At 63.7% G+C, this 16,791-nt stretch carries 18 protein-coding genes; 5 read left to right on the top strand and 13 right to left on the bottom strand.

From position 1 onward, the window contains the following. Position 1: 1 nt before the first annotated feature. On the bottom strand, positions 2 to 1,102 hold the full coding sequence (locus L1P09_RS05125) for an efflux RND transporter periplasmic adaptor subunit (RefSeq protein ID WP_054912878.1): 1,101 nt from the start codon (positions 1,100 to 1,102) through the stop codon (positions 2 to 4). A 164-nt stretch (positions 1,103 to 1,266) separates the two neighbouring features. On the opposite strand from L1P09_RS05125, the gene L1P09_RS05120 reads away from it, so the two are divergent. Next, positions 1,267 to 1,908, top strand: a complete 642-nt coding sequence (locus L1P09_RS05120) for a TetR/AcrR family transcriptional regulator (RefSeq protein WP_029885094.1) — start codon at positions 1,267 to 1,269, stop codon at positions 1,906 to 1,908. Between the two features lie 89 nt (positions 1,909 to 1,997). Here L1P09_RS05120 and L1P09_RS05115 read toward each other — a convergent pair whose 3' ends face one another. Both L1P09_RS05115 and L1P09_RS05110 read right to left on the bottom strand, forming a co-directional pair. Beyond that, complete coding sequence (locus L1P09_RS05115; RefSeq protein WP_166524969.1) at positions 1,998 to 2,960, bottom strand: RHS repeat-associated core domain-containing protein; 963 nt, start codon at positions 2,958 to 2,960, stop codon at positions 1,998 to 2,000. A gap of 202 nt (positions 2,961 to 3,162) precedes the next feature. Further along, positions 3,163 to 3,939: a class I SAM-dependent methyltransferase gene (locus L1P09_RS05110; RefSeq protein WP_235768547.1), complete on the bottom strand. Its 777-nt coding sequence runs from the start codon at positions 3,937 to 3,939 to the stop codon at positions 3,163 to 3,165. Between the two features lie 103 nt (positions 3,940 to 4,042). On the opposite strand from L1P09_RS05110, the gene L1P09_RS05105 reads away from it, so the two are divergent. Next, complete coding sequence (locus L1P09_RS05105) at positions 4,043 to 4,663, top strand: hypothetical protein (protein ID WP_029885097.1); 621 nt, start codon at positions 4,043 to 4,045, stop codon at positions 4,661 to 4,663. 2 nt (positions 4,664 to 4,665) lie between these two features. On the opposite strand, the gene L1P09_RS05100 is transcribed toward L1P09_RS05105, so the two are convergent. The 7 genes from L1P09_RS05100 to ppc form a co-directional block, all read right to left on the bottom strand. Next, complete coding sequence (locus L1P09_RS05100; RefSeq protein ID WP_192439732.1) at positions 4,666 to 5,352, bottom strand: extensin-like domain-containing protein; 687 nt, start codon at positions 5,350 to 5,352, stop codon at positions 4,666 to 4,668. Continuing rightward, positions 5,352 to 6,182: an isocitrate lyase/PEP mutase family protein gene (locus L1P09_RS05095; protein ID WP_054890088.1), complete on the bottom strand. Its 831-nt coding sequence runs from the start codon at positions 6,180 to 6,182 to the stop codon at positions 5,352 to 5,354. The genes L1P09_RS05100 and L1P09_RS05095 overlap by 1 nt, the downstream gene beginning before the upstream one ends. 28 nt (positions 6,183 to 6,210) lie before the next feature. Next, complete coding sequence (locus L1P09_RS05090) at positions 6,211 to 7,080, bottom strand: DUF72 domain-containing protein (protein ID WP_115293472.1); 870 nt, start codon at positions 7,078 to 7,080, stop codon at positions 6,211 to 6,213. Between the two features lie 3 nt (positions 7,081 to 7,083). Then, positions 7,084 to 7,371, bottom strand: a complete 288-nt coding sequence (locus tag L1P09_RS05085) for a hypothetical protein (protein ID WP_192439730.1) — start codon at positions 7,369 to 7,371, stop codon at positions 7,084 to 7,086. A 131-nt stretch (positions 7,372 to 7,502) separates the two neighbouring features. Continuing rightward, positions 7,503 to 8,177, bottom strand: coding sequence for a tRNA (adenosine(37)-N6)-threonylcarbamoyltransferase complex dimerization subunit type 1 TsaB (tsaB, locus tag L1P09_RS05080; protein WP_192439729.1), 675 nt, complete (start codon positions 8,175 to 8,177; stop codon positions 7,503 to 7,505). A 232-nt stretch (positions 8,178 to 8,409) separates the two neighbouring features. Then, entirely contained in the window at positions 8,410 to 9,060 is a 651-nt protein-coding gene (adk, locus tag L1P09_RS05075; protein WP_029885102.1) for an adenylate kinase, read from the bottom strand. A 257-nt stretch (positions 9,061 to 9,317) separates the two neighbouring features. Next, positions 9,318 to 11,945, bottom strand: a complete 2,628-nt coding sequence (gene ppc / locus L1P09_RS05070; RefSeq protein WP_192439728.1) for a phosphoenolpyruvate carboxylase — start codon at positions 11,943 to 11,945, stop codon at positions 9,318 to 9,320. 264 nt (positions 11,946 to 12,209) lie between these two features. On the opposite strand from ppc, the gene L1P09_RS05065 reads away from it, so the two are divergent. The 3 genes from L1P09_RS05065 to L1P09_RS05055 all read left to right on the top strand — a co-directional run bounded on the left by L1P09_RS05065 (position 12,210) and on the right by L1P09_RS05055 (position 14,117). Next, positions 12,210 to 12,557 carry a hypothetical protein gene (locus L1P09_RS05065; protein ID WP_029885104.1) on the top strand — a complete coding sequence of 116 codons (348 nt, stop codon included), beginning with the start codon at positions 12,210 to 12,212 and terminating at the stop codon, positions 12,555 to 12,557. Between the two features lie 304 nt (positions 12,558 to 12,861). Next, positions 12,862 to 13,275 (top strand): DUF4398 domain-containing protein, encoded by a 414-nt coding sequence (locus tag L1P09_RS05060; protein WP_009686991.1) that lies wholly within the window; start codon positions 12,862 to 12,864, stop codon positions 13,273 to 13,275. A gap of 50 nt (positions 13,276 to 13,325) precedes the next feature. Further along, positions 13,326 to 14,117, top strand: coding sequence for an OmpA family protein (locus L1P09_RS05055; RefSeq protein ID WP_009686992.1), 792 nt, complete (start codon positions 13,326 to 13,328; stop codon positions 14,115 to 14,117). Between the two features lie 64 nt (positions 14,118 to 14,181). Here the strand turns inward: L1P09_RS05055 and L1P09_RS05050 are convergent, their stop codons facing one another. Genes L1P09_RS05050 through L1P09_RS05040 form a run of 3 tightly spaced genes read right to left on the bottom strand, consistent with a single transcriptional unit; the run spans position 14,182 to position 16,719 of the window. After that, positions 14,182 to 14,508 carry a hypothetical protein gene (locus tag L1P09_RS05050; RefSeq protein WP_029885105.1) on the bottom strand — a complete coding sequence of 109 codons (327 nt, stop codon included), beginning with the start codon at positions 14,506 to 14,508 and terminating at the stop codon, positions 14,182 to 14,184. Beyond that, on the bottom strand, positions 14,505 to 15,428 hold the full coding sequence (locus L1P09_RS05045; RefSeq protein ID WP_235768546.1) for an alpha/beta hydrolase: 924 nt from the start codon (positions 15,426 to 15,428) through the stop codon (positions 14,505 to 14,507). Before L1P09_RS05045 ends, L1P09_RS05050 begins: the two co-directional genes overlap by 4 nt. Beyond that, entirely contained in the window at positions 15,400 to 16,719 is a 1,320-nt protein-coding gene (locus L1P09_RS05040) for a flavohemoglobin expression-modulating QEGLA motif protein (RefSeq protein ID WP_154211460.1), read from the bottom strand. Before L1P09_RS05040 ends, L1P09_RS05045 begins: the two co-directional genes overlap by 29 nt. Between the last annotated feature and the right edge of the window lie 72 nt (positions 16,720 to 16,791).

The following is a 16,791-nucleotide window of genomic DNA, read 5'->3' as shown; positions in this document are numbered from 1 at the left end:
CTTACTCCTTGGCCGTCAGGTTCACTACGCGGTTGCTGCGGTCGACGGGGCGTACCTGCTGCCCCTCACGCAATACATGACCACCGGCGGCCACCACCCAGTCATCGGCGGCCAGCCCTTCGAGCACGGGCACGCTATCGTTGCCGTACGCACCCAGGCGCACCACGGCCCGCTCCAGGCGGCTGTCCTTGTTCACCCGCCAGACATAGGCCTGGCCGTCTTCGGCGGTGACCGCCGACAGCGGTACAGACAATGGGATCAGGCCTTCGGTAGCAATGAATACCCGGGCGCTCTGGCCCAGTTCGGCCGGGGCAGCCGACGTGGTGAAGGCGATGCGGGCGGCGAAGGTGCGCGAGCGCGGATCGGCCGCGGGTGACAGCTCGCGGATGCGCCCCTGGAAGCGCGCCTGCGGGTGCGACCACAGCTCCACACTCACCGGTTGGCCGATGGCGACCCGGGCGAACTGCTGCTCTGGCAGGGCGATGGCCACCTCGCGCTCACCATCGGCGGCGAGGGTGAAGGCGGTTTGCCCAGCGGCAACCACCTGGCCCACTTCCACCTGGCGCTTGGCAATCACCCCGGCCTGGGGCGCACGCAATACGGCATAGGCTGCCTGGTTCCCGGCCACGTCGAACTGCGCCTTGGCCTGCTTCAGGCGGGCCAGGCCGGCACGGTAGAGGTTTTCGGCATTGTCATATTGAGAATGGCTGACCATTTGCCGGTCCAGCAGCTTCTGGTAGCGATCACGCTCGGTGCGCACCAGTGCCAGGTTGGCTTCGGCGGCGGCCAGTTGTGCGCGGTTAGCTTCCAGTTGCAGGCGTACGTCCTGCGGGTCCAGCTCGGCCAGCGGCTGCTCGGCCTTGACCCGCTGCCCTTCTTCGACCAGCCGCTTGCTGACCTTGCCGGCAATACGGAACGCCAGTTCCGGCTCGAAGCGCGCACGCACCTCACCGGGGTAACTGGCGGCCCCCGCTTCGGCTGGCTGCGGCTGCACCACCAACGCCGGGCGCGGGGCGGCGGGGGCGGCGGCTTCCTGTTCGCACGCCGCCAGAAGCACGGCGACGGCGGCGGGCAACGCGATGGACAAGGCCTGGCGCAACATGATGAATCCTTTCGCAGAGGGTACTTCGAATATTTGTACTGGCGGGTATATTAAGTCAGGGAACTGCTGCCGAGAAGCCAGTGTCGATAAGAAATCGCCTGACGATGGCTACGATCACTGCTGGAAACCGCTCCAGCCGGTAATATGGGAGCTTGATCAACCACATGCAGACCACAATGTCCAACGACGCACCCATCGGCCCAGGCCGGCCCAAGGACCTGGCCAAGCGCGAGGCGATTCTCGAAGCTGCCAAGTCGCTGTTCTTAAGCCTTGGCTACGCCAACACCAGCATGGATGCGGTCGCTGCGGCGGCAGGTGTTTCTAAGCTCACCGTGTACAGCCACTTCACCGACAAGCAGACGCTGTTCTGTTCAGCGGTCATGGCCACGTGCCAGATCCAGCTGCCGGACCTGTTGTTCGAGTACCCCGCCGGTGCGCAGGTCGAAGACGTGCTGCTGAATATCGCCCGTGGTTTCCAGGCGCTGATCAGCAGTGACGAAGCGGTCAAGCTCAGCCGCCTGATCATGGCCCAAGGCAGCCTGGACCCGAGCTTTGGCCAGTACTTCTACGAAGCCGGGCCCAAGCGCGTGCTGGCCGGGATGGAAGCGCTGCTGCGCGAGGCGGATGAGCGTGGGCTGCTGCGCATCGACAACCCACTGCGGGCAGCTGAGCACTTCTTCTGCCTGGTCAAGGGGGCCCCGGATTACCGGTTGCTGCTGGGGTGTGCGGGGCCATTGGCAGGCGAAGAGGCCGAGGCGCATGTGCGCGAGGTGGTGGGGGTGTTCTTGCGGGCGTTCGAGCCTTGACGGCATGGCTAGTTACAGGCCCGGAGCACTTGATTCCAATCTCTACCTTCCGCACCAACCAGCGAAAGGTAGAAAATCAGCCTAGCGTCTCAATTCCCAACCCACTGGCGAATATTCTTTTGCAATCTTCCAATTTCTGCCACGATTTCGTCTGTGCCCTGCCCTGCTTCTTGGATCTGGCTGAGTACTTGCAGTAAGTCCGTATCCCTTTCAATCGCACGCTCTCTATTGAGGTTTTCCTGCGCCCTTCTTCGCTCCATCAGCGTTGTTTTTGGCCTTGGCGTGGGGGCGCTGCCAACTAACGAGCTTTCTGGTCGTACTGAACTGCTTGCCTGCCGAGACGACTCGCGTTTAGCGCCAAATTGATTCAACAATTCCAACTGCTGATTAATTTCCAAATCAGTAAGCTGCTCGAATGGATTGATGCCATCCGCTGTCGGTGCAACTTTTTGGCTTATGCTATTGGTTCGGTTATCTGGAGTCGGATTTGTTTTGGTTACTGGCACGCCAATCTTCGCCTGCTTTGGCGCTTTGGATTTCTTGCCCAATATTCCTCTGAAGAACGTCCCAATCCCCCAGAAATGCCCGGTCGGGTCAGTACGGTTGGTGGGATCTCCCGCACAATACACATACGCATTGAAACCACCTGCCCCAAATGGGCTCCAACTGTCCGGGCTGCAAAAGCGCATCATGACCGGGCTGAACTGCCGGTAGCCATTCCCCAGATGATAACGCCCCGTGATCGCGTCCGGCCGCTCGCCATTGAAGGCAAGCAACGACGGCAAACCGCTGCCCTGAATATGATGCCCATAGGGCGAGTAAGCCTGTGCCTCCTGGCGTTTCCTCTCATAAATGGACAAGACCGAGCGCTGCTGGTCGCATGCCGCCAGCATGCTGGGCAAGCCCGAGGATCGGTGATTTTGCTGAGCCAGCACCAGACCATCAGCCTGAAGCAAACGCCAGCGGGCGTCGCCATTCAACTCAGTAGCGATCTTGCCGTTACAGTAAAAAAGCTGGCGGCCAGCTTCACGGGTATAGGGAGCAGGCGACATGAACATTACCCTCAGTCAGGTTTGAATGTCCGTTATGGTCGCGCCCTTAGTCAACAAATGACTACTGGCAAAAATAATAGGTCATTGTAGGAGCGGGTTTACCCGCGAAGAAGGCAACGCGGTGATTGGCACCGGCGTTGCCGATGTTCACGGCTAAAGCCGCTCCTACAATGACCGTGTTAGCCGGACCGGTTGGGGCAGGTCAGGGCTTCAGGGCCTTTTTCGGGTAGATGTCATACCGGCTCGACTTACCCTCCAGGCTATGGCTCGGCTTCGGCCCGTCGATGATCGGCGCCTTGCGCGGCCGCTTCACCACCACCCGGTGGCTGGCCAGCGCCAGGGCGGCTTCAAGCAGGGCCGGGGCATCCAGGTCATCGCCGACCAAGGGCCGGAACACGCGCATCTCCTTTTTCACCAGGGCGCTCTTGTCGCGGTGCGGGAACATTGGGTCGAGGTAGATCACCTGCGGCGCCTCGCCTTCCCAACTGCGCATGCGCTCGATGGCATTACCGGTCAGCAGGCGCATGCGCCCGACAATCGGCCCCACTTCTTCATCCAGCCGGGCGCGCGCCAACCCATCTTCCAGCAGCGCGGCTATCAGCGGCTGGCGTTCGATCAGGGTCATCTGGCAGCCCAGGCTGGCCAGCACAAACGCGTCTTTGCCAAGCCCCGCCGTGGCATCCAGCACCTGCGGTCGAACGCCTTGGGCGATGCCCACGGCCTTGGCGATCATCTGCCCTTTGCCACCGCCAAACTGGCGCCGGTGCGCGGCCTGGCCTTCGACAAAGTCCACCCGCACCGGCCCCGGTGCCTGCGGGCCCAATTGCTGGATCTGCAAACCATCAACGCCCACCTGCACGGCAAACCCGGCCTCATCGTCCTGCAACGGCAGCGCCAGGCGCTCGGCCCATGCAGCGGCCTGCGCTGCGAATTCGGCCGTTAGCGCCTCGACCCGGATACCTGCGCCCTGCTCTTCCATCTTCAACACCTAGAAATTGAACCCGGCCGTTAAGGTATCGGCCGCCACGGCCGATACAGGCAATATCCCGCTATTCTGCCAGAGCACAACGCGCGCGACTGCCATGTCAGATACTCTTCCCATCGGCTTGACCTATTTGTCGCCTGTCGGCAACTACAGTCAGCACAACACCCAGGCACTCGGGGGCGTCAGCCACCTGTGGCAGGATTTTTTCGCTCGGGCCATGGCCGAGCGCCAGGAAGAGCCGGTAGACAGCATCAGCCAGTCGTTCGTGAAGTATGACCAGGACAGCGGCGAACCGATCGGCGGCGCCCGCGCGCTGGCCATGATCGACGCGCAGCGCGCCTGCCCGGTGCAGGATACCCGCGTAGTCCCACCCGAGCCGCTGTTTCTACCCAAGGCCGAGCTGGAAGCCAGCCTCTTGCCGCCGGCCCCCGAGCCTTTCAGCGCCATGGAACTGATCGAACAGCAGCGCCAGCTCGACATCAACAACAGCTGGCTGCGCCCGGTGGTGATGAGCCAGGGTCAGCCGCTGCCCGAGCCCGGACCGGGCCCTAGCCCACGCCCGCTGTTCCTGCCCATCGCCGAACTGGAAAGCGACTTGTTGCCACCCGCCGCCGAACCGTTCGACGATGCCACGCTGAGCAAGCAGCAGACCGACCTGGCATTCGACCTCCACTGGGCGCGCCCGGTGGTGCTGAACAACGTGCGCGCCTACGCCTGACCTTAGCGGCAGACCTGCCAGCGGCCCATGTCCAGGTGGAAGTGGTTGTGGTGCGCGGCGTTGTAGTCGGGCCCCAACACAGTGCTGAAGCTTTGGCAGGCAGCCTGCTGCACCTCGCGCAGGAATTGCGCCTTGGCCCCACCCGCCTGCCAGTCACGCGCCAGGACGATGCGCTGACCGTCCTGCAGGCGAAAGCCGCTGATGTCCAGGGCGTTGGCCGTCGCATGCTGGCTCAGGCGGCCCTGCTTGCGGTGGTAGACGTTGCGGCAGGCAAAGCTGCCCAAATGGTCGACCTGGGTCACCGGCTGGCCCAACACCCGCTGCGCGACAGGCTGCAAGGCGTGGTGTTCGAACAGTGCATACGCCACCGCCAGTGGGCAGCTGGCCAGAAAGCTGCTGCTCAGGCGCGCCTTGCCGGCTTCGATACGCCACACATTTTCCAGCGGGCAGTTGGCCGAGGCCGGGCTGTCGGCCTGTGACCGGTAGCGCAGTTGGCTGGTGGCCAGTGCCTGGCGGCACAGCGCGGGGTCATCCCGCAGCCGCGCCAGCTTGTAGGGGGTCAGCCAATTGGGCGGTTGGCGCACATCCAACGGCGCCCAGGGGTTCCAAGGCGCGGGCAGGCGCCAGCCCAGTTGCCAGGCAAGCACGGCCAACAACAGCACGCCGGCCAGCAGCATCAGGGCCCTCATTAACGGCGGAACAGGTCGTTGAGCTGAGCGAACGGCAAAGCCTGGTCTGCGTAGCCGAAGGTGCCCTGGTCATGGACTTCCAGTGCGGCCCGCTGCAACGCACCCAGGGCCGCGCGGGCCAGCGACGAGCCAAGGCTGATGCGGCGCACGCCAAGGTCCTGCAACTGGTTGACGCTCAACGCCACGCCGGCCATGCCCATCAGCACGTTGACCGGCCGCGGGGCCACGGCCTGCACCACCGCGCGCACTTCTTCCACCGTTCGCAGGCCAGGCGCATACAGCACATCGGCCCCCGCTTCGGCGTAGGCCTGAAGGCGCAGGATGGTGTCGTCCAGGTCCATGCGCCCGTGCAGCAGGTTTTCTGCACGGGCGCACAGGGTGAACGGGAACGGCAGGCTCCGGGCAGCCTGCACTGCGGCGCGTACACGCTCCACCGCCAGGCCGATATCATAAATGGGCGCATCATGGCGGCCGCTGGCGTCTTCGATGGACCCACCCACCAGGCCAACCTCGGCGGCACGCAGAATGGTCTGCGCGCAGTCCTCGGGCAGGTCGCCGAAGCCGTTTTCCAAATCGGCGGCCACCGGCAACGCGGTGGCGTCGACGATTTCACCGGCGTTGTCCAATGTGTCGTCCAGGCTCAGGGCCCCCTCGGCATCCGGGCGGCCCAGGCTGAAGGCCAGGCCGGCGCTGGTAGTGGCCAGCGCTTCGAAGCCCATGCTCGCCAACAGCCTGGCCGACCCGGCATCCCACGGGTTGGGGATGACGAATGCACCGTCACGCTGGTGCAAGGCCTTGAAGGCTTCGGCTCGCAGGGTTTGCACATCCATGGTAGAACCTCCGGCAGTCAGGGAAGGGTCACAGTAGCCCCAGTTGTTCGACCTCGGGTGCGCGCGGCAATTCCGGCAGCGCGGCAAGGCCCGGCAAACGCAGCATCAGGCGCTGGTGAAAATGCCGGGCAAGTGCCGCCGCCAGGCGGTTGTCGGAGGTATGCAGGAAGATATAGGGGCTGCGGCCTTCTTCGATCCAGCTGGCCACCTTGTCTACCCACGGGGTGAGAAACACGTCGTTGGCTTGCAGTTCCGGGTGGCCGATGAAGCGTACCTGCGGGTGTTGGGTAAAGGCGGCCGGGCGCGGCGGCACCTTGGGCTTTTTCGACTGCGCATGCAGCACGGCAGGGTCACGCGAAGTGCAGCTGAACAGCGCGCGCGGGTCCAGGCAGATACGCTCGACGCCCCGCTCGTGCAGCACCCGGTTGAGCATGCGCTCTTCTTCACCCTTGGCGAAAAACGCCTGGTTACGCACTTCAACTGCCACGGGCACCGCCAGCTCATCCAGAAAATGGCACAGCTCGCCCAGACGCGCAGGGCCGAACTGGGCCGGCAATTGCAACCAGTAGGGGGACACTCGCCTGCCCAATGGCGCCATCAACCGGGTGAAATCGAAGGCAGGCTCCAGCTGGTCGCGCAGATCACCGGCGTGGCTGATGTCGCGGGGGAACTTGGCCGTGAACCGGAAATGCGCGGGCATTACCTGTGCCCAGCGGGCAAGGGTGCCAGGAGCAGGCCGGGCGTAGAAGGTGGTGTTGCCCTCGACCGCGTTGAACACCTGGCTATAGAACCCCAGCATCTGGCCGCTGCTGGCGTCGGCGGGGTACAGGTAGTCGCGCCAGGCGTTTTCACTCCATGACGGGCAACCGAGAAAGTAAGGCAGTGCTGATGGACTCATCCATCAAATGTACAGGTCGAGCCCTAGTACTTCCATGTCCCAGTCGGTAAAACCGGCGGTGCTCAGGTAACTGGCCAAGGCATTGGCGGTACGCCGGTCACGGGCGCGAGGGAATACCATGTCCTGCTGGCGGGCTGGCAGCCCAACGCCAAGGCGGCGAGCGGCAGGCTCGGGTGGCGCGGCTTCAAGGTCATCGACGACCTCAGCATCATCGACTGCATCCTCGCGCACCGCGGCCTTGCGCGGCGTGCGCTTGATCGGGTACTGCGATGAGAAACCGTCGATACGCATGGCATGAGCACTCGGGATCAATGATGGCAATTTAGCAGCATCAGAGCTCCGTCGCTAATGCTTCATTGATAACTCGACCACAGAATGCGAAAAAGGTTTTAGTGTGATCGGCAATAACCGACGGACAGCAGCTATTGCTGCTTCGGGGTAGCTACATTGTCGCGCAGATACACCGGCTGCGCCTGTTCGGCGGTAACTGCCTCGCCACGCGCCCAGGCAAAACCGGCCAGGGCCAGTACGTCCACAGCGCTGGGCAGGGCCTGGGCATCGCTGGCCGCGACTTTCACTGCCAGGCGTTCGGCATAACCCCAACCCGTGCCGGCACCGAACCAGGCACCGGTGCTCTCTAACGGCAGCGCCACCTGCTCGGGAGGCAACACGGTCTCCCTGCCGACCAGGCGCATTTCCCCCGCCGTGGCCTGGTAGCAACCCCAGTACACCTCGTCCATACGCGCATCGATGGCCGCGGCGACCTGCTGCACGCCCTGTTTGCGCAACGCGCCCTGGGCCAGCGCGGCAAGGTTGGAGACCGGCAGCACCGGGCGCTCGAGGGCGAACGCCAGCCCCTGTACCACACCAATTGCGATACGCACACCGGTGAACGCACCCGGGCCCCGGCCAAAGGCGATGGCATCGAGCGCATTCAGTGCCACACCGGAATCGGCCAGCAACTGCTTGATCATCGGCAGCAGCTTCTGGGCATGCATGCGCGGGATCACCTCGTAATGGCTGGTTACCTTGCCGTCATGCAGCAGCGCAACGGAACAGGCTTCGGTGGCGGTATCCAGGGCCAACAGGGTGGTCATCGAACGGGTATCCAGGTGCGAAGAAAAAGTGCGGCATTATAGAGCAGCTGCGCCGTTGTGTCCCCAAGGGGCCGCTGTATGGCCCCTGTGGGAGCGGCCTTGCGTCGCGAAAGGGCCGCAAAGCGGCCCCAGGGTGTCAGCGACGTGGCAAAAAATTGATGGGGCTGCTGTGCAGCCCTTTCGCGACGCAAGGCCGCCCCCACAAAAAGCGGACCGTGCGCCAGGTGCTGGATCAGCTCAGAGCTGCCAGGACCTTGGCAGTGATGGCTTCAACCGAGCCTACGCCTTCGATGTGGCTGTACTTCGGCTTGCCAGCATTGGCCGCCGACAGCTTCTGGTAGAAGTCCACCAGCGGCTTGGTCTGGCTGTGGTAGACCGACAGGCGATGGCGAACGGTTTCTTCCTTGTCGTCGTCGCGCTGGATCAGGTCTTCGCCAGTGACGTCGTCCTTGCCTTCCACTTTCGGCGGGTTGTACTGAATGTGGTAGGTACGGCCCGAGGCCAGGTGCACACGGCGACCTGCCATGCGACCCACGATTTCTTCATCGTCGACGGCAATTTCAACCACGGCGTCGATATCGACACCGGCCGCAACCATGGCTTCGGCCTGTGGAATGGTCCGTGGGAAGCCGTCGAACAGGCAGCCGTTGGCGCAATCCGGCTGGGCGATGCGCTCCTTGACCAGGCTGATGATCAGCTCGTCGGACACCAGCTGGCCGGCATCCATGACTTTCTTCAGTTCCAGGCCCAGCGGGGTGCCGGCCTTGACGGCAGCACGCAGCATGTCACCGGTGGAAATTTGGGGGATACCGAACTTTTCGGTGATGAACTTTGCCTGAGTACCTTTACCGGCCCCGGGAGCTCCCAGCAGAATAACGCGCATCTTGTGCTCCTCAAATTTTTTTATGAACTTCAATGGATTCGGCGACCAGGGCCAAGTCCGGAAAATCGGGTATGACCATAATTAGGTCAGAGGGCTGCTCAAGATACACAGCGCCCGGCAGCCAGACAAGCGTCCCAAAGTTGCAGGAATGCGCCACTTGCGACCAAGCAGGCAGGTGGTTGCGCCCGGCGCAACCACCCTTTCGCTGCTGCCGTACAGCCGTCATGGCATGCCGACTGCCGCACCCGGCACTGCGCTCAACCGGTGTTGCGCAAGCCGGCGGCAATGCCCGCCACCGTTACCAGCAAGGCCTGCTCCAATGGGCTGTCCAGAGCGGCTTCGCGGCTGCGCGAGCGCGCCAGCAATTCGGCCTGCAGGCGGTGCAGCGGGTCCAGGTAGGTGTTACGCAAGCTGATGAATTCCAGTGTCTCGGGGCTGTGCGCGAGTAGCACCGGCTGCCCGGTAAGGCCAAGCACTATCTGGCACGACTGCGACAATAGGTCGCGCAGGTGCGCCCCCAAAGGCAGCAACTGCGGTTGCACCAGACGTTCGTCGTAGGCCTCGGCAATTTGCGCATCCGCCTTGGCCAGTACCATTTCCAGCATGTCGATCCGTGTGCGGAAGAACGGCCAGTGTTCGCGCATCTGCGCCAGCAGTTCGCCTTGGCCACGCGCCAAGGCATTGCTCAGCGCGGTTTCCCAGCCCAACCAGGCCGGCAGCATCAGCCGCGTCTGAGTCCAGCCGAAGATCCATGGGATGGCCCGCAGGCTTTCGATGCCACCGGCGCGGCGTTTCGCCGGGCGGCTGCCCAGTGGCAGGCGCCCCAGTTCCTGTTCCGGCGTCGACTGGCGGAAATACTCGACGAAGTCCGGGTTGTCCCGCACCACACTGCGGTACGCCTTGACGCCATCGGCGGCCAGCTGGTCCATGACTTCGCGCCAGGCCGGCTGCGGCGGCGGCGGTGGCAACAGCGTGGCTTCGAGTACGGCAGCCAGGTACAGGTTGAGATTTTGCTCGGCAATGCCCGGTAAACCGAACTTGAAGCGGATCATCTCGCCCTGCTCGGTGGTACGGAAACGCCCGGCCACCGAGCCCGGTGGCTGCGACAGGATCGCCGCATGGGCAGGCCCACCGCCACGGCCCACAGTGCCGCCGCGGCCATGGAACAGCAGCAGTTCGACCTGATGCTCGGCACAGATACGCACCAGGTTTTCCTGGGCACGGTACTGCGCCCAGGCCGCTGCCGTGGTCCCGGCGTCCTTGGCGGAGTCGGAGTAGCCGATCATGACCTCCTGCGGGCCGCGCAGCCCTGCACGGTAACCTGGCAGGCCCAGCAGGCGCTGCATCACCGGCCCGGCGTTGTCCAGGTCGGCGAGGGTTTCGAACAATGGCACCACGCGCATCGGCCGGGTCAGGCCAGCTTCCTTGAGCAGCAGTTGTACCGCCAACACATCCGAGGCAGCCCCGGCCATGGAGATGACGTAAGAGCCCAACGAGGCAGCAGGTGCACCCGCCACTACGCGGCAGGTGGCCAGCACCTCGGCCGTATCCGCCTGCGGCTTGAAGTGTGCCGGCAGCAGCGGCCGGCGGTTTTTCAGCTCGGCTTGGAGGAATTCGATGCGCTGCTCTTCATCCCAGTCGGCATAGCGGCCCAGGCCCAGGTAATCGGTGATTTCGGTCAGGGCGTCACGGTGCCGGGCCGCGTCCTGGCGCACGTCGAGCCGGCCAAGGAACAGGCCGAATGTGACCGCGCGGCGCAAGCAGTCCAGCAGCGGCCCCTCGGCGATAACGCCCATGCCGCACTCATGCAGGGACTGGTAGCACAGTTCCAGTGGGGCAATCAGGTCACGATTGTCGACCAGCACCTCGGCGCTGGGCGGCTGGCTGCTGTTCAACGCCGAGTGCGCCCAGGCACGCGTTGCACGCAAGCGCTCGCGCAACTGCTTGAGCACCGCCCGGTAGGGTTCAGCGCTGTCGCCGGCTTGCTGGCGCAGGGCGGCGTTAGCCTGCTGCATGGACAACTCGGCGGCCAACGCATCGATGTCGCGCAGGAACAGGTCGGCAGCCATCCAGCGGGCCAGCAGCAGCACCTCGCGGGTCACCACGGCGGTCACGTTGGGGTTGCCGTCGCGGTCCCCGCCCATCCACGAGGCAAAGCGGATAGGGGCGGCCTCCAGCGGCAGGCGCAGCCCGGTAGCGTCCAACAAGGCCTTGTCGACCTTGCGCAGGTGGCTGGGGATAGCGTGCCATAACGAATGCTCGATCACGGCGAAGCCCCACTTGGCCTCGTCGACCGGGGTCGGCCGGGTGCGCCGGATTTCCTCGGTGTGCCAGGCCTCGGCGATCAACCGGCGCAGGCGTTCGCGCACGTGCTCGCGCTCTGCCGGGGTCAGGTCGCGGTGGTCCTGGGCAGCCAGTTGGCCGGCGATGGCATCGTACTTTTGAATCAGCGTGCGCCGCGCCACTTCGGTGGGGTGCGCGGTGAGCACCAGCTGGATATCCAGCTTCGCCAGCTGCCGGGCCAGGGCATCATTGCTGTGCCCGGCCTGCTTCAGCCGCGCCAGCAACTCGGGCAGCACCCTCGCTTCGAACGGCTCGGGCTGGTCGGCATCGCGGCGGCGGATCAACTGGTACTGCTCGGCCATGTTGGCCAGGTTGAGAAACTGGTTGAAGGCCCTGGCCACGGGTAGCAGGTCTTCCTCGGCAAGGTCTGCCAGGGTCGAACTCAGTTGCTCCCCGGGGCCGCGACGGTCGGCCTTGGCGCTGTGGCGAATGGCTTCGATCTTCTGCAGGAATGCATCGCCATGCTGTTGGCGGATGGTCTCGCCCAGCAGTTCACCCAACACATGCACATCTTCACGCAAGCGCACATCGATATCGGTCATTGGCCCCTCTCTCCGTTGCATCCCTTCCAGGCTCCACGCCCTTCCTGTGGGGGCGGGCATGCCCGCGAAAAATCCAACGCGGTGGCTGGCACCGGCTGCGCCGGTGTTCGCGGGCATGCCCGCTCCCACATTGGGGCGGTGACATTCACCCAAGAGTGCCCCCAGCCAAGCAGCGATGGCAAGCAGGGATCGGCCAAAGCAAACTAAAGTGAAGGTTGAGCACTCCCATGCCATGCAGCCTTCGAGGCGTAACCAGAGGTCATCATGAAAATCCGTGAACTCGCCCAGCACTGGGAACAGAATGCCGCCGGCACCTTGAGCCGTACCGGCCATGTCCTGCATCTGGACCTGGAGTCCGAAGCGCGCCTGGCCGCGCTGATCGACATGTACCCCAAACGTACCGCCGAGGAACTGCTCGGCGAACTGGTCGCGGCCGCGCTTGAAGAAGTGGAAGCCAGTTTTCCCTATGTGCCCGGTCGCCAGGTCATCGCCACCGATGAAGAAGGTGACCCGATGTATGAAGATGTGGGGCCGACACCGCGGTTTTTGTCGCTGTCGAAGCAGCATCTGCACAGCCTTACCACCGGCGACAGCGAGGACGCAGGGGCGTAGGCCTTGCGCAGCCTTGTGTGATCGAGCGCCGCGCGCGCGGCGCCTGATTTCAGGCACTACATGCGCCGTGACGAACACGTCACCGCGCCCCCCCACCCGCTGCAATTGCCTCGGGCACTCGGCAAAAACCCTCCACCGAGTCAGAAATTTTTCGGAACTATCCAAAAAAACACTCAGTCACAGCTAATAGCCATCACGCTAAAACCCTGCACACCTGCCGTTGTGCACCGTTGATTCCAAGCGCGCGGACTTGTCAGGGAATGAGCGATGGACTGCTACGGACATCGTTATCAGGAGTGATCCAATGGAGCTGACCACCATGAAAACCCGCACTAGCAAACCGTCATCCACTCATGTGCGCGGGTTCAAGCTGGCCGCGCTGGCCCTGGGCAGTAGCCTGGTCCTGGCCGGCTGTGCGGGCAACCCGCCTACCGAGCAATATGCGGTTACCCAGTCCGCCGTGAATTCCGCTGTCAGCGCTGGCGGCACCGAGTTCGCGGCCGTGGAAATGAAAGCCGCGCAAGACAAGTTCAAGCAGGCTGAAATCGCCATGCACGACAAGAAGTACGACGAAGCCAAGCGCCTGGCCGAACAGGCCGAATGGGACGCACGCCTGGCCGAACGCAAGGCCCAGGCGGCCAAGGCTCAGAAGGCCGTGCAGGATGCCCGCCAGGGCGTTCAGGACGTACGTGAGGAAGGCCTGCGCAGCGCTCAGTGAGCCCTGCCCCGCCAACCTTAGCCTTCGCACACGATCAAAGGATGAACACTATGCGCAATTACGTCATGATTCCCGCCCTGCTGGCCCTGAGCGTCGGTCTTGCTGCGTGCTCGCACGACCCTAACGCCAACCTGGAAGCCGCCCGCACCAACTTCTCGGCCCTGCAGAGCGATCCACAGGCGAGCAAAGTCGCCGCGCTGGAAACCAAGGATGCCCAGGATTGGCTGAACAAGGCCGACAAGGCCTACATGGACCGTGAAGACGAGAAGAAAGTCGACCAGCTGGCCTACCTGACCAACCAGCGCGTCGAAGTGGCCAAGCAGACCATTGCCCTGCGGACTGCCGAGGGTGAGCTGAAGAACGCAGCCGCCCAGCGTGCCCAGGCCAAGCTGGATGCCCGCGATGCCCAGATCGCCAAGCTGCAGAACAGCCTGAACGCCAAGCAGACCGACCGCGGTACGCTGGTGACCTTCGGTGACGTGCTGTTCGACTTCAACAAGGCCGAGCTGAAAAGCAACGCCTACCCGAACATCACCAAACTGGCCCAGTTCCTTCAGGAAAACCCTGAGCGCAAGGTGATCGTAGAGGGCTACACCGACAGCGTCGGCTCGGCCAGCTACAACCAGAGCCTGTCCGAGCGCCGCGCCAACAGCGTACGCATGGCCCTGGTGCGCGCCGGCGTAGACCCAGCGCGCATCGTGGCCCAAGGCTACGGCAAGGAGTACCCGGTTGCGGACAACTCCAGCAATTCCGGGCGTGCACAGAACCGTCGTGTGGAGGTGACCATCTCCAACGACAACCAGCCGGTGCAGCCACGCTCCATGAGCCAGGCCAAGCAGTAATACTGGCTGGCTGACAGAGAAAGCCCCGCGATCGACGCGGGGCTTTTTTTTGCTTCGCTGCCGCTCACTGTACCCGCTGCGGCGTTTCCTCACCCATGCAGCGCACTGCACGCTTGCGGTTGTCCACCAGCACGCCCGTCAGGCCTTTCTGCTGGGTATCGAACAGCACCAATACCCCGTCCACGCACTGCGCCACTTGCGGTGCCGGGTCCAGCGAAACCTTGTAATCCTCGCCGGGGACGGTCTTGAGCATGGTGTAATCCTGCAGCAACAGGGCATCCTCGGGTTTGGCGAAATGCAGGTAGCCGTAGTACCACAAGGCGCCCACCGTCACGATGATGCTGCCCACACCCGTCAGGATCAGCGGGATGGCGTTGCGTTCTTCACTCATTGGCTGTTCTTCTCGTCAGGGTAATCTGGCACTTCGGCGAGCCGCCGCAGGCCGTTGAAATGACTAGGGTCGTCGAGGAAGCGCAACATCACCTGGCGCCAAGTAGGGTCGGCGAAGGTCTGCACATGGCCACCTCGGGTCAGTTGCAGCACCCGCGGCGGTGGCGCGTGCTGATACAGGCGGATACCGTTTTCCAGCGGCACCAGGTCGTCATCGATGCTCTGGAAGAACAGCTTGGGTGGGCTGCGCAGTTGCTCGATCGAGCGGATCGCGCTGTCGCCGTCGGGCACCAGCCACGACAGTGGCACCTGCAATGGCCAGGTCATCCACGAGGTACTGAGGGCATAGCGCCCCACCGCCCGGTAGCTGGCCGGCACCCCGTCGAAAACCAGGGCAGCGAAGCGCTGGCGCTGCTCCGGGTGGCCTGCCAGGTAATGAATCGCCATGGCGCCGCCCAGGCTCTGCCCCAGCAAGACCAGCGGCTTGCCCTTGGCCTCGGGCGCCTGGTCCAGCCAGGCCATGGCCGCGGCGATGTCCTGGTATACCTCTGGCAGGCTCGGTTTGCCCTCAGACAGGCCATAGCCGCGGTAGTCGACCATCAGCACCTGATAACCCTGCTCCGGCAGCCAGTAGCTACCACCCAGGTGCCCGGGCAGGTTGCCGCCGTTGCCGTGCAGGTGCAGCACCGTACCCTTGACCTCCACACCCGGCTTGGCCGGCAGCCACCAGCCGTTCAGACGAACGCCATCGGCAGTGGTCAGGGTGACATCACGGTACGCCAGCTTGGCCCGTTCAGGGGTGAACGCCTGCCCGCGCTCGGGGTAGAACAGCAGGCTGCTGCAGCCGCCCAGGGCCAGCAGCACCAGCCCCAGCAGCAGCGGGCGGCAGGACTTAGAGAATATTCGCGTAGTCGGCTTCAATGCGATCCAGGCTCAGGTGGTTGAGGAAGTTGGAGAAGCACATCCAGGCCGACAGCGCGTTGAGGTCACGGAACTGTTCGGGCAAGTACTTGGGCGGCTCGACCAGCCCCTCCTCGACCAGTTGACGCAAAGTGCGCATGTCTTCCAGGGTGGTCTTGCCACAGAACAGCAGCGGTATCTGCTCGAGCTTGCCCTTCTTCACAGCCAACTGAATGTAGTTGTAAACCATGATGAAGCCCTTGAGGTAGGACAAGTCCTTGGTAAATGGCAGGCCGTTGGGCACCGAGCCGCGGAATACCCGGCTGGCGTTGCTGTAGCTTTGCCCCATCTCGAAGCCCTGCTCGCGGAAGAAGCCGTACACCTGCATGAAGTCGGCGCCCTCCTCGACCATGTGGATGGCACGGGTGCGGTTGGTGAGCTTGCGCAGGCGGCTGGGGTAGGAGGCAAAGGCAATCACCTCCATGAGGATGGCCAGGCCTTCCTGGGTCACCGTCGACGAGGGCGGGCCCTTGGCCAGGAAGGTGCAGATCGGCTGGTTCAGGCCATTGAGCGTGGTGCCGACGTGCACCAGCCCTTCGTGCACTTCCAGCGCCCGCACGTCACGGGCATTGAACATGGCATCGGCGCGCACTTTGATGTAGTCGGCACCGGCGGCGGCGTCAGCGACAATGCCGTCGGACTCGAACACACGGATGGTGCCTTCGGCTTCACCGAACACCGTGTTCAGGCGCCGCTGTAGGGTATCGACAGCCTCTTTGGCGGTCAGGTTCTTCGGTTCGTCCTTCAGGTCGCCGCGGCCATCGATGTTGTTCAGGTAGTCCGACAGCATCAGGCCGAGGTCGGCCAAGGTCGGGTCACCGGCATGAAAGGCGTCGGAAGCGGCGCCATACAACTCCTGGGAGATCAGGCCGAACTCCTCGGTGCCACGGGCTTCGAGCATGCGCACAACCATGCGGTACTCGCGGCACATGCGCTTCATGATCTGCCCAACGGGGTTGAACTGGCCTAGCTGGCGAATGATGTCGCGCTCGATCCCCTGGAACTCGGCCTTGACGGCGCTGGAGTCGAACGACAGGGGCCGCGACTGGTAATAGGCGCGGTCGACCGCTGGCGGCTCCTTGCCCTTGCCTTGCAGGAAGCCCTGCCGAATGCTGTCGTCCCACTTCACCGCATCCAGCACCCGAATCGGTGTTTGCGCCGCGACGATGCGGTCGGACAGGGCGCGGATGGTCTGCTGGTATTCGTCCACCGGGGACTCCTTTCTAGTACAGAAAACCTGTACCGGCCTCATCGCCGGCAAGCCAGCTCCCACAGGTTTATCACTGCCTTGGAGCCCTGTGCTGTACCTGTGGGAGCTGGCTTG

The organism is Pseudomonas juntendi (assembly GCF_021560075.1).
In the GTDB taxonomy this organism is placed as follows: domain Bacteria; phylum Pseudomonadota; class Gammaproteobacteria; order Pseudomonadales; family Pseudomonadaceae; genus Aquipseudomonas; species Aquipseudomonas juntendi.
This window is presented reverse-complemented; position numbering and strand designations above follow the sequence as displayed.

Bases quoted from the DNA above. Each gene is read 5' to 3' on its own strand.
- tsaB (WP_192439729.1), bottom strand. From the start codon at position 8,177: ATGACCACCCTGTTGGCCCTGGATACCGCCACCGAAGCCTGTTCCGTT.
- L1P09_RS05115 (WP_166524969.1), bottom strand. From the start codon at position 2,960: ATGTCGCCTGCTCCCTATACCCGTGAAGCTGGCCGCCAGCTTTTTTAC.
- L1P09_RS05040 (WP_154211460.1), bottom strand. From the start codon at position 16,719: ATGAGGCCGGTACAGGTTTTCTGTACTAGAAAGGAGTCCCCGGTGGAC.
- L1P09_RS05065 (WP_029885104.1), top strand. From the start codon at position 12,210: ATGAAAATCCGTGAACTCGCCCAGCACTGGGAACAGAATGCCGCCGGC.
- L1P09_RS05120 (WP_029885094.1), top strand. From the start codon at position 1,267: ATGCAGACCACAATGTCCAACGACGCACCCATCGGCCCAGGCCGGCCC.
- L1P09_RS05090 (WP_115293472.1), bottom strand. From the start codon at position 7,080: ATGAGTCCATCAGCACTGCCTTACTTTCTCGGTTGCCCGTCATGGAGT.
- L1P09_RS05110 (WP_235768547.1), bottom strand. From the start codon at position 3,939: ATGGAAGAGCAGGGCGCAGGTATCCGGGTCGAGGCGCTAACGGCCGAA.
- L1P09_RS05105 (WP_029885097.1), top strand. From the start codon at position 4,043: ATGTCAGATACTCTTCCCATCGGCTTGACCTATTTGTCGCCTGTCGGC.
- L1P09_RS05050 (WP_029885105.1), bottom strand. From the start codon at position 14,508: ATGAGTGAAGAACGCAACGCCATCCCGCTGATCCTGACGGGTGTGGGC.
- L1P09_RS05095 (WP_054890088.1), bottom strand. From the start codon at position 6,182: ATGGATGTGCAAACCCTGCGAGCCGAAGCCTTCAAGGCCTTGCACCAG.
- L1P09_RS05055 (WP_009686992.1), top strand. From the start codon at position 13,326: ATGCGCAATTACGTCATGATTCCCGCCCTGCTGGCCCTGAGCGTCGGT.
- L1P09_RS05060 (WP_009686991.1), top strand. From the start codon at position 12,862: ATGGAGCTGACCACCATGAAAACCCGCACTAGCAAACCGTCATCCACT.
- L1P09_RS05125 (WP_054912878.1), bottom strand. From the start codon at position 1,102: ATGTTGCGCCAGGCCTTGTCCATCGCGTTGCCCGCCGCCGTCGCCGTG.
- adk (WP_029885102.1), bottom strand. From the start codon at position 9,060: ATGCGCGTTATTCTGCTGGGAGCTCCCGGGGCCGGTAAAGGTACTCAG.
- L1P09_RS05100 (WP_192439732.1), bottom strand. From the start codon at position 5,352: ATGAGGGCCCTGATGCTGCTGGCCGGCGTGCTGTTGTTGGCCGTGCTT.
- ppc (WP_192439728.1), bottom strand. From the start codon at position 11,945: ATGACCGATATCGATGTGCGCTTGCGTGAAGATGTGCATGTGTTGGGT.
- L1P09_RS05085 (WP_192439730.1), bottom strand. From the start codon at position 7,371: ATGCGTATCGACGGTTTCTCATCGCAGTACCCGATCAAGCGCACGCCG.